This window comes from Nitrogeniibacter mangrovi, assembly GCF_010983895.1.
In the GTDB taxonomy this organism is placed as follows: Bacteria; Pseudomonadota; Gammaproteobacteria; order Burkholderiales; family Rhodocyclaceae; genus Nitrogeniibacter; species Nitrogeniibacter mangrovi.
Genome location: NZ_CP048836.1, coordinates 39,907 through 54,471, shown reverse-complemented (window position 1 = coordinate 54,471; position 14,565 = coordinate 39,907). Strand labels below are relative to the sequence as shown.

Genomic DNA, 14,565 nt, shown 5'->3' with positions numbered 1-14,565 from the left:
TGGTTTGTCTCCTTAGGAATGTCGTGAGTTTGCTTCTCGAGTGTCGGCAGGGTCTGCTTGCCGAATACGGTGGATGAAGGCGCACGCCCGGCTCACCTCGTCGGCGGGCAAGCGCAGGGCGCGGCTCAGGTCGTCGACGCTCAGGCCCGGCTGCCGGCGGGTGGTTTCGATCAGCTCGCCCAGATCGACCGCCCCCACGAAACGCACGCCGCGCGGATAGGCCGGGCTCACGAGGACCGGACGGGACACGATGCGTCCATGCTCGACCACCCCCTTGTCCACCAGCCGCATCGGCGCCTCCGGCGCCAGCTCGTCGGCCGCCTGGGGCACGCTCATGGCATGCATGCAACGCCAGAACGGGGCCTCGGCCCAGGCGCTCTCGGCCCGGTAGTGCTCGCGGGCGGCGCTCATGCGCGCGCTGTAAACCGTGCGGACCCGCTCGTCCAGATAGTCGATGGCGGTGGCCACCTCGGCCGGGTGGTTGAGCAAGGTGTTGATGGCCGGCGCGGCGGCCAGGGCCCCCGAGGCCGCCTCGAACACACCATGTCCGGAGAGCGGATCGCTGGTGTAGCAGGCATCGCCCACCCGCAGGTAGTCGGGGGCGAAACAGCGATCGCGCAGCGCTGGGCGGATGCCCCGTGCGCGGGCCGTGCCGATCGGGCTCAGGCGCCGACCGAGGCGCTCGCCGATCAGCGTCAGCTGCGACAGGCAGGCGTCATGGACCGCATCCAGATCGCCCCGGCACCGGGTGACCAGCTCGGGCAGGACTACCACCTGGATGCAGGCGGTGCCGGTCGGGTCCACCCCGCCCCAGGCCCAGCCCATCGGGAAGGATTCGGTCAGCGTCGTGCGCGCCTGCGCGCGGGCGCCCTGAAAGGTCCGGCTGATGGCCACCAGGGGGCGGCCGGCATGGCGGTCGGGGCCGCCTTTGGGCGCGGTGTGGCCACGGCATTCCACCACCAGCGCCGCCCGCGCCGTCTGTTCGGTACCGTCCGCTTCGGTCCAGCCGACCACCCTGCCGCGGCCGTCGTCGTCCTTGCGTACCCGGCGCACCTGCCCCGCCACCTGGCGCACGCCATGGTCGCCGGCGTCGCGCAGCAGGGCTTGATCGAAGGCCCGCCGCTCGACGACGAACTCGCCGTTCATCGACGATTCCTCGCCGCCCCATCGGGACACCCGCAACCAGCGCGGCCCGAGCAGGCGCAAGGCGTGCTCGCAGCCGAACTGCTGCAGGGCCTCCACCACCCGCTGCGACAACCCCTCCACCGCGCTCTCCCGGCGGGGCATCCCGATCACGGTGGCATCGATACCGCTTCGGCCCAGGGCCATGGCCAACAGGCTCGCGGCGGGACCCGCGCCCAGAACGATCACCGGCGACGATTTCATGCGACAGGCTCCTTGGCTTTGCGTGGCGGCAGGAATCCCAGCCAGAGGCTGGCCAGCGCCATCAGCGTGAGGCCGATCCACAGCCACGACGCGAACGGGAAGATCCGCAGCACCGCCACCACCTCACGCGACGCACCCGCATCGCCCAGCCCGGCGACGATGGCGGCCGGATTCACCCACAGCTGCACGTCGCGGCCCCAGCCGTGCTCGATGAACGGATGCAGCACATAGCCGGGCACCGAGGCGTAGCGCGAGTAGCGGTAGTCGAGGATTTCGCAGATCTGGCGCACCGGGCCGCTGTAGTTCTCCAGCGCCGAGCGGCTGTCGCGGTACAGCGCCTGGCCGCTCACCCGCGGCCGGCCCGGGCGCTTCACCTCGATGGTGGCGGCCGCCCGGTAGGGGGACGGCGAGACCCGGGCACCGCCGTCGTCCCCCCGTTCCACCGCCACCTCCGTGATGCGCAGCTGATAGCCGCGATAGCCGTGCACCCAGTCCTCGCCCACTTCGATCCGGTGCTGGGAATAGCCGTTGAGCGCGGTGGCCATCAGCCCGCCCCAGAGGGCGAGGATGGCCCCCACATGCACCAGGCCGAGCGGCAGCACGTAGCCGGCCGAGGACGGGGTCTTCCATGCCCGGCCGAGCGCCCACAGCGCACAGGCGATGGCCAGATACGCACCGGCCACGAGGCACACGTCGAGCCCCGGCAGGAGGTGGACGATGGACTGGGACAGCACGCCGGTACCACGATAGCCCTCGGTGAGCGGCCCGCCGGTCAGGAACACCCAGGTGCCCGCGAGCAGCACCGGGGGCAGCGAGAGCCAGCCGGCCAGCGGCGCGATGCGGCGCATGAAGAACCAGCCGCCGACCACGCCCAGGCAGGCCAGCGGCCATATCAGTCCGCGGGCGGCGCCGTAGCCGTCCATGTCCCACTGGGCGAAGGCGGCGCGCAGCTGCGGTATCTCGGTCCTGTTGGCCCAGTTGTTCAGGGTTTCGAAGAACGGGCGCAGATGATCCGGCCGGGGCAGGCCGAGGGCGCTGGCGGTGAAGGCCCAGGCCAGATAGGCCGCGGCACAGACGGCGAGCACCACGAAGCACAGCTGGGTCAGCCGCAGCGCGAGCGCGTTGAGCGGGGCCGCGCGCGGCCGCGCGGCGGTCGGCTCAGCCGGTGCCCGGCCCCGCCACGCCGCCAGCGCACCGGCGACGATCAACGCCACCAGGGTGAGGCCATGGGCACGCCAGGAGGTGGTCCCGATATAGCGATGGGAACTGGCCAGGGTCTCGTTGCGCGTCACCGCCATGGCCGCCACGGTGAACACGGCCGCCAGCAACGCCCACACCGGCACCCAGCGCCAGGCCCCCGCGCGGGCCGACCAGCCGCGCGCGCCATGCAGGTGGGCGCCGAGGGCGCACCACACCGCGAACACCGCCGTCTGCACCGGGTCCCAATGCCAGAACTGGCCGTACATCGCATCCTCGAAGGCCCAGATCATGCCGAAGCCGATGCCGGCGGTCAGCAGCGCCCAGGCGCGCCGGGCGTCGTGCAAGGCCCCGGCCGGCCAGCGCTTGAGGCGCCCGGCCAGGGCATCGAGCGCCGGCGCGCACAGGGCCAGGGTCCAGGCATAGGCCAGGAGCACCAGCGGCGCATGCAGGACCATCCAGATCTCCATCAGATGGGCGTTCATGCCCTGCGCCGCTTTCTGCGCCAGCCAGTCGGCCGGGGTGGCGGCAAAGGGCCCCAGCCATGCGGCGACCGCCAGATACCAGGCCGCCAGCCAGGCAGTCGCCTGGCCGGGCGCGGTGCGTGCCGCCGGCCGGCGCGCCAGCGCCAGGAGCACCGCCGCGAGCAGCAAGGTGGTGCCTTCGTCACCGCCCCACAGGTTGGCAAACTTGAGATACGCCGGCAGCTCGGCGCCGCTGTAGATCCACACGTAGCGCAGTGCGAAGTTGTCGGTCAGCAAGGCGAACGCCAGGGCGGCCAGGGCGCCCCAGACCAGTCCGGTGGCCAGCGCGAGCCAGCGGTCGCGCTGGCCGGGCCGCCGGCAGGCGGCGACCACGAGCAGGGCCGTCGCCACGAGCACGGCATTGCCCAGCGCCGGCACGAGCGCCAGCGTGATCGCGCACAGGGCCAGCGACAGGGCGAAGAGGCGACTAGCCATGACGCACCTCCGGGCCCACATGTCGCGCTGCCCCGATGAGGGTCTGACGGAGTCGGGACGCGGGCACCCCCGCGGCGACCCGGGCCGCCACCAGGCCGCTCATGCGGGCGGTGGCGATGCTCGCCCCGCCGCCCGCCTGCGGCTGCCCCGGGCGCACGAAGGGATGGGTGCCGAAATCGCTGTTGGCGGTGCCCAGATAGGCGATCTCGCCGCGCTGGCAGCGCGCGTCGCCGGTCACCGCGAGGCAGGCGTCCAGCCGCGCCGGAAACGCGGCCGGCCCGTGCGCGGGCGCGGCCGCGACGAGCGTGGCTCCGCAGCCCGCGGCATACCGGCACATCGCCGCCATGAGCGGGGTCTCGTGGGCCATGCCGAAACTCATGTTGATGATCGCCACGTCGCGCTCGACGAGCCAGTCGATGGCATCGACGATGGCGGCGACCGGCGCCACCCGGCGACGGTCGAACACCTGCGCGACGATCAGCTCGGCCTCGGCGCAGTGCTCGAGCACGCACTGCGCGACCAGGCCGCCGTGGTCCCCGTCGGCGGCGTCGAGGCCGTTGAAACGACGGCTCTCGACCACCGCCGGCGCCGCCTCGCCGGCCACCGCGCCATCGATCAACCCCACCCGGATGCGCGGCTTCATGCGGCGCTCCGGTCGATGTCGATGACCTGATCGAACGCCTCGGGATCGAGCGGACGATGGCTGACGATGATGCGGGTCGCGGTGGGCAGCAGGGCGTCGATGGCCCGCAGCGCATCGAGCTCGAGCGCCTCGTCGAACGAGGACGTGCCCTCGTCCACGATCAGCACCGCCGGCGCCATCAACAACGCCCGCGCCAGGGCCACGCGCTGGCGTTCGCCACCGGACAGGGTGGTGCCGCTGGTGCCCACCACGGTGTCCAGCCCCTGGGGCAGACGCGCGGCAAAGCGGCCCACCCCCGAGGCCTCGACCACGGCCTGCACGTCCGCCGCGCCGGCCGATGGCCGGCCATAGCGGATGTTGTCGAGGAGGGAACAGGCGAACAGCTCGGTCTGCTGGGACACCACCACCACCTGGGCACGCAAGGCGGCCAGCTCGATCGTGTCGATGGCCCGCCCGCCGATGGTGATCTCGCCCGACTGGCAGGCCAGCTGGCGATGGAGCAGATCGATGAGGGTGGACTTGCCGCAGCCCGACGGCCCGCGCAGCCAGACCTTGGCGCCGCGCGCAATGCGGCAGTCGACGCCGTCGAGCACCGGTGCCGCGGCGTCGGGATAGGCATGCGTGAGGCCGCGGATGACGATGTCCCCAGGGCGGAAGGCGTCGCCACCGCCCGGCGCGGTCGCGGCCACCGCGCGCAGGGCATCGACCCGTGCGAGGCCGACCTTGACCCGCTGCCACTGCATGTAGATGCCCATCAGGCTGTGCACCGGGGCACTGGCCCGCTGGACGTAGGTGGCGAACGCCACCAGGGTGCCGAGCGTGAGCGCCTCGCCGCCGAGCATGGCCAGCGCCCCGAACACGAAGATGCCGATGACCGCCAGCGACAACACCAGGTTGGGAATGGCGCCACCGAGATAACCGAACAGCTGGGCGTCGATCATGCGCCGGCGCAGCACCTGATGCAGGCCCTGGAGCTGCGTCAGTTCGCGCGTCTCGGCCAGATGGGTCTGCACGCAGCGCACCTTGCCCACGCGCTCGACCAGGAAGCTGGACATGTCCACGCCCGCGTCGCGCACCCGTCTGGACAACACCTCGATGCGCGGCCGTACCCAGGCAAGCGCGAGGCTGTTGAGGGCGATGAGCCCGCCGAGGAACAGCGCCAGCTTGACGCTCAGGGTACTGAGCACGATCACGGTACCGATCAGGGTGAGCACCGCGCTCACCGCCGAGAGCAGGGCATCGACGGCAAACCGTTGCACCTCGCCCAGATCGCCTTCGAGGCGCGTCAGCAGATCGCCCTGGCGGATCCGGGAAAAGAAGGCCGGCGGCAGGGTCAGCACATGGGCGAACAGGTCTTCGCGGAGGCGATGAAGCACCCGCGCCGACACCGCCACATGCACCCGGCGACAGGCCAGGCCGACGCCGAGCGAGGCCAGGGACAGCCCCACCATGCCCGCGCCGACCAGGACGATGGTGTCGCGATCGCCGGCGAGGATGCCGCCGTCGATCAGGGCCTTGGTGAGGTAGGGCTGGGCCAGCCCCGCCAGCACCGCGACCACCGACAGGAACAAGATGAGGATGAGCGCCGGATACTCCGGGCGCAGGCAGGATGTGATCCATGCCCGCAGACCGCGATCCGCCATGTCGGCCGGTGCGGGCACGGCGATTGCCTGCCCGCCCGTGGCCATGCCCAGGGTATCGGTGCTCATGCGTCGCTCAGCGGGTGAACATGCGCAGGGACGACAACACCTGGTCGCCGCCGCTCGGGGTACGGATGTTGCCGAGCCGCTTCAGGGTCTTGCTGTCATAGACCGCGATGTCGCCCTGGGTGCCGCCGATGTAGAGCTCGGAGCCATCGCTGGACACGTTCACGTCGTAATACGTGTGGTCCAGATCGACCCGTTGCATCTTCCCGGTGTCCAGGTCCACCTTGGTCAGCTGGGTGTAGACCGTGTAGGTTTCGTTGCGCCGGACCGGGTTGACCGCGGTGGAGAACAGCACCACCGAGGCGTCCTCGAATTCGGTGAACTTCACCTGGTCGGTCTCCAGGTCCAGCGACCAGATCCCCGCCCGATAGGTCGAGAAATCGCTGGTGTCGCGGGTGGTGTCGGCCACGTAGAACGGCGTGGCGAAGATGTTGCTCTGCTCCCACTGCGGCCAGATCGCCAGGGTGTCCGGCTCGCCGCGATCCTTGCGTTTCCAGTCGCGCCACGGATGCTTGCCCTTGACTTCGCCGGTCTTCGGATCGAGCTTGAGCATGTCCCAGCTATAGACGTACAGGATGTCGCCCTTGGCCGAGTAGATGAGCGACGAGACCCGCCGCGGCGTCTTCAGCTTGCGCTCCGGCTGGGCGCCCACGCCGGCATCGGTGCGGTAGATGGCGATGTACGGATCGAGCGACTTGTACTCGCCGGGCAACAGCTGGGTCGGATTGACGAACACCGCCAGCTCCTTGCCGTCCGGGCTCAGGTCGATGGCGAACGGCGCCTTGCCGCGAATGTCGCCCCCCGACAGCTCGGCGCGGAACACTTCCTTGCCGTTGTCCAGATCGATGCCGGAGATCGTCTCCCAGCGGTTGTGGATGACGTAGCCGACCTTGCCGTCCTTGGACACCACCAGCGCCTGCGGGCTGTTGCCCATCGACGTATTGGGGATCTCGAAGGAGCGCACGACCTTGCGCGCCTTGGCATCGGCCACGAAGATCAGGTTCGGGCGCGCGGCGGTGACGATGTAGTCCTTCGCCGCCAGCGCGCCGGTCGAATGCAACGCGAGAATCGAGGTCGCGGCGATCAGCGCGCGACGCGCGATACGAAACACGGTATTAGCCATGATGGATGGTTTCCTCCGGGTGAAAACGCTTGAAAGTTCCCGTTGCATCACTTCGGGAACACACTTTTCAGGGCCTTCCAGTCGCGGGCCGCGTCGTCCCGGCCCTCGTTCCAGTCGGTGTAGCTGTGCAGCGTGTCGGGCACCTGCGCCGGCCACCAGCACGGGTCGGAACATCCGTACAGATCCGCTTCCATGGGCTGGCACAGCCCGGCCACGCCGAGGAACGGGTCCAGCTCCCAGCCCGGGTCGAAGGTCGTGGCACAGCCGGCCACCGAGGCCGACATGGCGACCACCTGGTCGATGGCACCCTGGTCCGTCGAGGACCCGATCTGGTGCGCTTTCTTGTTCAACGCTTTCATTCGTTTCATAACTCTGAGCTCCTGTTGGCAACATGCCGCTGAAGGAAGGCGGGGTTCTTCTCGAGGATCTCGAGGTAGGCCTCGATCCCGAAATCGACCCATTCCCTGAGCAATTCGCAGTAGTGATAGACGGGTGAGTGGGGGTCGCTGAAGTTGGCGTAGGACTCGTGGTAGCAGCCGCCGGAACACAGGTTGCGGATCCGGCAGGTACTGCAGCCGCGTTCGCTCCGGTCCAGCGCCTGGTCGAGGAATTCGCCGAGGCGGGGCTTGTCGATGCCCGAGTCCACGTCGCCGAAGGTGGGCAGTTCCGACCCGGTGAAGCGATGGCACAGGTTGAGCTTGCCTTCGTGGTCCACCGCGAGCAGGCCGATTCCCGCCCCGCAGGGCAGGGCCTTCTTGCGCCCCTCGTACAGGTCGGAGAGCATCTGGTGCATGTTCGAGAAGCCGATGTTCCGGTTCTCGAGGGCCGCCGCCACATACTCGCGCCCGAGGGCCTTCATGGCGTCGAACACCGCGCGCAACTCGTCGCCGACGAGGTTGAAGGTGGTGATCGGGTTGCTCGTCACCGGCGCGAAGCCGACCTCGGCAAAGCCGATCTCGTCCTTCAGGTGGCGATGAATCGCCGCCACGTCGGAATACCCCGCGGTGAGCGTCACCCGCGCACCCACCGGCCGCGACCGGTAGCGCTCGAGCAGCATGCGCGACTTGGCCGCCACCACCTCGTAGGTCCCCTTGCCGCCGATGGTCTTGCGCCGGGCGTCATGAACGGCCTGGGGGCCGTCCATGCTGATCGAGATGCCGAAGCGGTGGGCGTCGAAGAAATCGATGATCTCTTCGGTCAGCATGGTGGCGTTCGTCGTCAGGGACAGGTCCAGCCCCTTGCCTCCGGCCGCACACCGCAGCTCGGCATAGTCGGTCACCGCCCGGATCAGCGGCATGTTCGTCAGCGGCTCGCCGCCGAAGAAGACCACGTTCAGGCGGTCCCGCTTCGCCCCTTCCGCCAGCAGCAGATCGATGCTCTTGCGCGCCTTGTCCAGGTCCATCTTCTCCCCCTTGGCGGGGGTGGTCAGATCCTCCTTGTAGCAATACGTACAGCTGAGGTTGCAGCCGGTATTCACGTTGATGACGATGGTGCTCAGCGGGAACTCCGTGACGCTGACCTGGGCACCCAGGTCGCGCGTCGGGAAGTGCTCGCTCAATACACCCAGCGATTTGAGATCCTCGATGGACTCGGCCAGCCGCCCCGGCTCCGGCGCGGACGCGAACGTGCGCCGGATTTCGTCGTAGGTGACCTGTTCCTTGCCACGCAGGTAATCGACGATCGAGCCGGTCAGGCCGTCCAGATCGAAGATGCCGCTGCTCGGCACGTGAAGCATCACGTGTCGATCCTTGACGACGAAGTCGTGATAGGCGTGGCTGTCCACATAGAGGGCGCTTGATTCACTCATGAGCCTCTCTCCTTGAAATGGGGTGATCAGCGGATCGGGGGATCGTTGAAGCGCTGGACCGTGACGATCAGCGCGGCCGAGCCGCTCACATCGCGGTCGCCATCGCGGACGGTGGCCGTCACCTTCAGCTCGCCGGCGTTGTTGGTGCCGAACTTGCGCTTCGGATTCGGGCCCGCGCCGTTCGGAACGAACAGGCCGTCCTGGGTGATGTGCCCGGCGAATTCGGTGTCGCGCATCTTCGCGGCCACCGGATTCAGGTTGGCCACCGACCACTTCGCCGGCATCACACCGAGGCGAACGTCGTCGTCGGTATCGGGCTTGCCGTCCGGACCGTTGGCGAAGGCCACCGCTTCGAGCTGCGCCGGCACCTTGGGCATCGACCCGCCGTTGCCGCCGACACGGGCCATGGGATGCTCGGGCGTGACCTTCACATGGTCGATGCGGGCGTAGGTGGCCAGCGGCATCGGCGCGGACGTGCCGCCGATCTTCACGGCGACTTCACCCGTGCCCAGCGAGGCCGGCGCCACGTAGTCGACCACCACCTGGTCGGCGCTGCGCTTGACGACCTTGGTCACCTTCACACCGCCCAGATCGACGTCACCGCCGAGCCCCACGCCGTTGACCGTCAGGCGTCCGGACGAGCCGGCGCGTACCGCGGTCGGCGTGATCGACAGCACCGCAGGGGCATCGCCCATGCGAACGGCGCGCAGGGTGCCGCCGATGGCGTCGTTGTCGGTCTCGAACCAGCGCCCGGTGAGCGCCTTGCCGCCATCGAGCAGGTTGAAGATCTGGTTGATCTCGCGCCCGCCCTGCTGGACCGTCCCCCGCCACTCGTGGCCGGTGTAGACGATGGCGTTGCCCGAGGATGTCTCGGTCTTGCCATCCGCGTAGTGCAGGGTCATCTCGATGCGATAGCGATCGTCGCCGCTGCGCTCGATGCGCGCTTCACCCTGGTAGTCGCCACGTCCCGGCTTGCGGCCCACCACGCGCCACTGGCCGCTGGCATCGGCCGCCTTCATGGCTTTCCATTTGCTCCAGGCCGCGGACTCGTAGCTGTAGATGTTGCCCAGCGTCCGGGCCACGTCCCCGGTGGCGATCTCGAACCAGTTCCGGTCCCGGCCGCCGGCCTGAATCTCGATCGCCGGGAACTGACCGAGGTGGAAATGCACCAGCTTGCGCCAGTCGTCCTCGGTGCGCCGCTGCACGGCGATGCGCCCGTAGGAGTGACAGCGGGCACAGGTATCGAAGACCAGCTGGTTTTCCGCGTGCTCGACCACGCTGGGCGTGCGGTCGATGATGTAGCGGTAGTGCTCCGTCTCCTCCGGCGCCAGGCCGTAGTTATCGGACAGGTACTTGACGATCGCGCCGCGCTCCTCCCGCGTCAGCTTGACGCCATGGGCATAGCCCATGCGGGCCACCGTCATGTCCCAGCCTTCCGGGGTGCGACGCGAATCGCTGATGCGGTCGAGCTGGCCATCGGCCTTGGGCGCATGACACGCCGTACATTTGCTATTGACCAGAGTTTCACCGGACGGTGCGGACAGCGCACCGGACGAAAACGTCGACGACGCGATGCCTGCGGTGATCAACAGGCTGCGCGCGAGCGCATTGGCATATACTGTTTTTCCCATTAGGGACCTCTCCCGTTGGTTGCGGACAACCCCGCGCTTGCCGTTGCAAGACAGGATTCTTTCAAGCCGATTAATATTGGCCGGCGTCAATCACTATAAAAATGACCGCGGCCGTTCCGTTATCAAGAATCGGCCGTCCAAAAGGCCCGGTTATCAAATAACGGCCACACTGAAACGGCATCCGGGAACCTGGAGAAGAAAACAAAAAGCCGCGATTCGATTGAATCGCGGCTTTTTGTTGATTGGATACGAATAATTAAAACCGATATCTTCCCAATCGATTTCGGATCAACTCACCGGCTCCCGCATCCGGGCGTGACGATGCATACGTTTCTTGAGCGTGGTCGAGGGCGTCTCTCCGAACAACTGTCTGTAATAGGTGGCGAACATACCCATGTGCCAGAAGCCCCAGCTGAAGGCGATCGAAGACACCGTCTGTTCCGGCTCGGCAGCCAGCAGATCTTTCCGGACCCCGTGCAGCCGGACGTATCTGAGAAAGCTGACGGCATTGATGCCAAGCACGTTCATGAAGGCATGATGCACGCCGCGCCGGCTCATTTTGAGGTAGGTGCATAACTCCCCGACGCTGATGGCACGGCCGCGATTCGCCAGCACGTAGCCGCGCGCGCGCTCCACGATCGCACGCTGGACCAGCTGTCCGGACACGCATCGGCGCGCCGATGCCCTCTCACCCTCCAGGGCCCCGAGCGCGGCACTCATGACCGTTTCACTCAGTGAATCACGCACCGCCGGATAGCGAAGCGCCTCGGGCGACGCGAGGGCCATCTCGAGCGTACGGGCAAGAGTCCCGCGAAAGGCCTCGGCGTCTGCCGGCCGGATCTGCTCCGCATGGGGGCGTGTCATCAGCACGTCCACATCGGACTGCTCGACCTCGTCGGCAAAGGCCTCGAGCGCATGGCAGTCGATCACCGTCACCAGAATGCTCGAATAGGGCGGCGTCCGGAAATGCAGTTCCTCGTTGGGCCGCAGTGACATGAGCGAATCGGGGACCAATTCACGGCCCTGCCACAGCCCATCCGGTTCCACGCGGATCGGCACACCCAGCGTGTAGCTGTTTTTCCTGGGATTGGCTTTCTCGTCGACGCACTGCGCGATGGTTTCGCGAAAAACCTGCACCGGCCCAAACGTGGCTTCGGATATCTCGCCTTCGAACAGACCGGGCGTCAATTGCAGATATTCCTGTGACCACGCCGGCAGGCTCGCGGCGTGTTCGCACGGATCCCGGGTCAGAATCCGGGCATGGCGCGCCATATCCTCCGGGTAATTTTCGGATGCCCCTTTTGCTGCCTTCTCTGTCATGAACAACGGCCTCCTTTCCCGCTCCTGAGGCTGCGGCGGGAGGTCATCACATCGAGCCCGCCTTATATATGTATTTAATTGGAATTATTTCTTTTCAGGAGCGTCGCTTTTATGTGAAAAAGCAGTTTCACAATAGCCAAACGGTGCACTCACAACAAGCATCCGGGCCGGCCGCGCCTTCAGATCAGGCCGTTTTTTGATAGCCCGAATCCCCGCCGCGGGAAACCTATCCTTGCCCGTGTGGTCACGCTTAATTGCGCTCTCGCCCGCCAGGCGGGCGTTTCGGCGGACCGACGCCCGCTGCGGAGCGCCATCGTGCGCTGCCCGCCGTCCCCCGTGTCTCGACGACACGTTGCCAGCGCCGGCCGCCGGCGTTGAATCACCCCCCGACGACACGCGCCAAGCCCTGACGAAAGCGTTTGATTTCCAGACGTTCATTGTCTTTCGCGCCGTTTTTTCAAGATCGCACAACATCGTTGCGGCGCAACGCACATCGCCCTGACTTCCATTCGGGTCGCGTTCTGCGAGCCAAATGCATCGCAGCATTTCCGTTCCGGCATGACGCTTGCCACTGGACGGTCGGTGCGGCGCGACACCGTGCGCCGCCATCGACAACAAGGAACGGAGACACTCATGGAAGTTCAAACCGCATCCCGTGTGGAGGTGATGGGCATCGATGCCGGCGGCACGATGACCGACACCTTCTTCGTGCGTGAAGACGGCCGCTTCGTGGTCGGCAAGGCGCAGAGCAACCCGGCGGACGAATCGCTCGCCATCTTCAACTCCTCCGAGGACGCGCTGGCCCACTGGGCCCGCACCGTGGACCAGGTCTATCCGGAGCTGGTCACCTGCGTGTATTCGGGCACCGCCATGCTCAACCGGGTGGTGCAGCGCAAGGGCCTGGACGTGGGCCTGATGTGCAACAAGGGCTTCGAGCAGGTCCATTCCATGGGCCGGGCGATCCAGAGCTACCTGGGCTACGCGCTGGAAGACCGCATCCACCTGAACACCCACCGCTACGACGAGCCGCTGGTGCCGCTGGCGCGCACCCGAGGCGTCACCGAGCGCACCGACGTGCAGGGCCAGGTGGTGATCCCGCTGCGCGAGCACGAGGTGCGCCAGGCCACCCGCGAGCTGGTCGAGGCCGGCGCCCAGGCGATCGTGATCTGCCTGCTCCAGTCGCACAAGAACGAGACCAGCGAGAAGCGCGCCCGCGACGTGTGCCGCGAGGAACTGGCGGCCCTGGGCGTGGACATCCCGGTGTTCGCCTCGGTGGACTACTACCCCTCGCGCAAGGAGAGCCACCGCATGAACACCACGGTGCTCGAAGCCTATGCGGCCGAGCCCTCGCGCCAGACGCTGAAGAAGGTCTCCGACCGCTTCAAGAAGCATGGCGCCAAGTTCGACCTGCGGGTGATGGCCACCCACGGCGGCACCATCAGCTGGAAGGCCAAGGAGCTGGCGCGCACCATCGTCTCCGGCCCCATCGGCGGGGTGATCGGCTCCAAGCTGCTGGGCGAGACCCTGGGCTACGAGAACATCGCCTGCTCCGACATCGGCGGCACCTCCTTCGACATGGCGCTGATCACCAAGGGCAGCTTCTCCATCCACTCCGACCCGGACATGGCGCGGCTGGTGCTGTCGTTGCCGCTGGTGGCGATGGACTCGGTGGGCGCGGGCGCGGGCAGCTTCGTGCGCATCGACCCGTACAGCGGCGGCATCAAGCTGGGGCCGGATTCGGCCGGCTACCGGGTCGGCACCTGCTGGCCGGAAAGCGGGCTCGACACGGTGTCGGTGTCCGACTGCCACGTGGTGCTCGGCTACCTGAATCCGGACAACTTCCTCGGCGGTGCCATCACCCTGGACGTGGACCGCGCCCGTCAGCACATCAAGGAACAACTCGCCGACCCGCTCGGCCTGTCGGTGGAAGACGCCGCCGCCGGCGTGATCGAGCTGCTCGACCTGCAGCTGCGTGACTACCTGCGCGCCAACATCAGCGCCAAGGGCTACAACGCGGCCGACTTCGTGTGCTTCTCCTACGGTGGCGCCGGCCCGGTGCACACCTACGGCTACACCGAGGGCGCCGGCTTCAAGGACGTGATCGTGCCGGCCTGGGCGGCGGGCTTCTCGGCCTTCGGCTGCGCCTGCGCCGACTTCGAGTACCGCTACGACAAGAGCGTGGACGTGGCCGTGGCCCAGCACGGCAGCGACGAAGAGAAGGTCGCCGCCAGCCAGACCCTCCAGGCCGCGTGGGAGGAACTGGCCGCCAAGGTGGTGGAGGAATTCGTCATCAACGGCTTCAAGCCGGAGGACGTGATCCTGCGCCCGGGCTACCGCATGCAGTACATGGGCCAGCTCAACGACCTGGAGATCGACTCGCCGGTCACCGGCGCCGCCACCGCCGCGGACTGGGACAAGATGGTCGAGGCCTACGAGGAGACCTACTCGCGCGTGTATGCCAGCTCGGCGCGCTCGCCGGAACTGGGCTTCTCGGTCACCGGCGCCATCATGCGCGGCCTGGTCACGGTGCAGAAGCCCTCGCTGCCCGAGGACGAGGAAGCCGGCCCGACCCCGCCGCAGGAAGCCCATCTGGGCACCCGCCCCTTCTACCGCAACAAGCAATGGGTCGATGCGGTGCTGTGGAAGATGGAGGCGCTCAAGCCGGGCAACGAGATCACCGGCCCCGCCATCATCGAATCGGACGCCACCACCTTCGTCGTGCCCGACGGCTTCGCCACCCGGCTCGACAAGCATCGCCTTTTCCACCTCCGCGAAGTGAAGTGAGGAGACAAG

At 67.6% G+C, this 14,565-nt stretch carries 10 protein-coding genes; 1 reads left to right on the top strand and 9 read right to left on the bottom strand.

All coding sequences use genetic code 11. The annotated features are described in order from the left end of the window. Positions 1–12 precede the first annotated feature (12 nt). The 9 genes from qhpG to G3580_RS00155 all read right to left on the bottom strand — a co-directional run bounded on the left by qhpG (position 13) and on the right by G3580_RS00155 (position 11,772). Positions 13–1,386 carry a flavin-dependent monooxygenase QhpG gene (qhpG, locus tag G3580_RS00195; RefSeq protein WP_173763346.1) on the bottom strand — a complete coding sequence of 458 codons (1,374 nt, stop codon included), beginning with the start codon at positions 1,384–1,386 and terminating at the stop codon, positions 13–15. Then, complete coding sequence (ccsA, locus tag G3580_RS00190) at positions 1,383–3,542, bottom strand: cytochrome c biogenesis protein CcsA (RefSeq protein ID WP_173763345.1); 2,160 nt, start codon at positions 3,540–3,542, stop codon at positions 1,383–1,385. Before ccsA ends, qhpG begins: the two co-directional genes overlap by 4 nt. Beyond that, on the bottom strand, positions 3,535–4,185 hold the full coding sequence (gene qhpE, locus G3580_RS00185) for a subtilisin-like serine protease QhpE (RefSeq protein WP_173763344.1): 651 nt from the start codon (positions 4,183–4,185) through the stop codon (positions 3,535–3,537). Before qhpE ends, ccsA begins: the two co-directional genes overlap by 8 nt. After that, complete coding sequence (locus G3580_RS00180) at positions 4,182–5,894, bottom strand: ABC transporter ATP-binding protein (protein ID WP_173763343.1); 1,713 nt, start codon at positions 5,892–5,894, stop codon at positions 4,182–4,184. The genes qhpE and G3580_RS00180 overlap by 4 nt, the downstream gene beginning before the upstream one ends. 7 nt (positions 5,895–5,901) lie before the next feature. Then, a complete protein-coding gene (gene peaD, locus G3580_RS00175; RefSeq protein WP_173763342.1) occupies positions 5,902–7,014 on the bottom strand; it encodes a quinohemoprotein amine dehydrogenase subunit beta in 1,113 nt (370 codons plus the stop codon). Between the two features lie 47 nt (positions 7,015–7,061). Then, a complete protein-coding gene (qhpC, locus tag G3580_RS00170) occupies positions 7,062–7,382 on the bottom strand; it encodes a quinohemoprotein amine dehydrogenase subunit gamma (RefSeq protein WP_173763341.1) in 321 nt (106 codons plus the stop codon). Further along, positions 7,379–8,821: a quinohemoprotein amine dehydrogenase maturation protein gene (gene peaB, locus G3580_RS00165; RefSeq protein WP_173763340.1), complete on the bottom strand. Its 1,443-nt coding sequence runs from the start codon at positions 8,819–8,821 to the stop codon at positions 7,379–7,381. Before peaB ends, qhpC begins: the two co-directional genes overlap by 4 nt. Positions 8,822–8,847: 26 nt before the next feature. Then, positions 8,848–10,452 (bottom strand): quinohemoprotein amine dehydrogenase subunit alpha, encoded by a 1,605-nt coding sequence (gene peaA, locus G3580_RS00160; protein ID WP_173763339.1) that lies wholly within the window; start codon positions 10,450–10,452, stop codon positions 8,848–8,850. 288 nt (positions 10,453–10,740) lie between these two features. After that, positions 10,741–11,772 (bottom strand): helix-turn-helix domain-containing protein, encoded by a 1,032-nt coding sequence (locus G3580_RS00155; RefSeq protein WP_173763338.1) that lies wholly within the window; start codon positions 11,770–11,772, stop codon positions 10,741–10,743. Positions 11,773–12,405: 633 nt separating this feature from the next. On the opposite strand from G3580_RS00155, the gene G3580_RS00150 reads away from it, so the two are divergent. Beyond that, positions 12,406–14,556, top strand: a complete 2,151-nt coding sequence (locus G3580_RS00150) for a hydantoinase/oxoprolinase family protein (protein WP_173763337.1) — start codon at positions 12,406–12,408, stop codon at positions 14,554–14,556. Positions 14,557–14,565 lie beyond the last annotated feature (9 nt).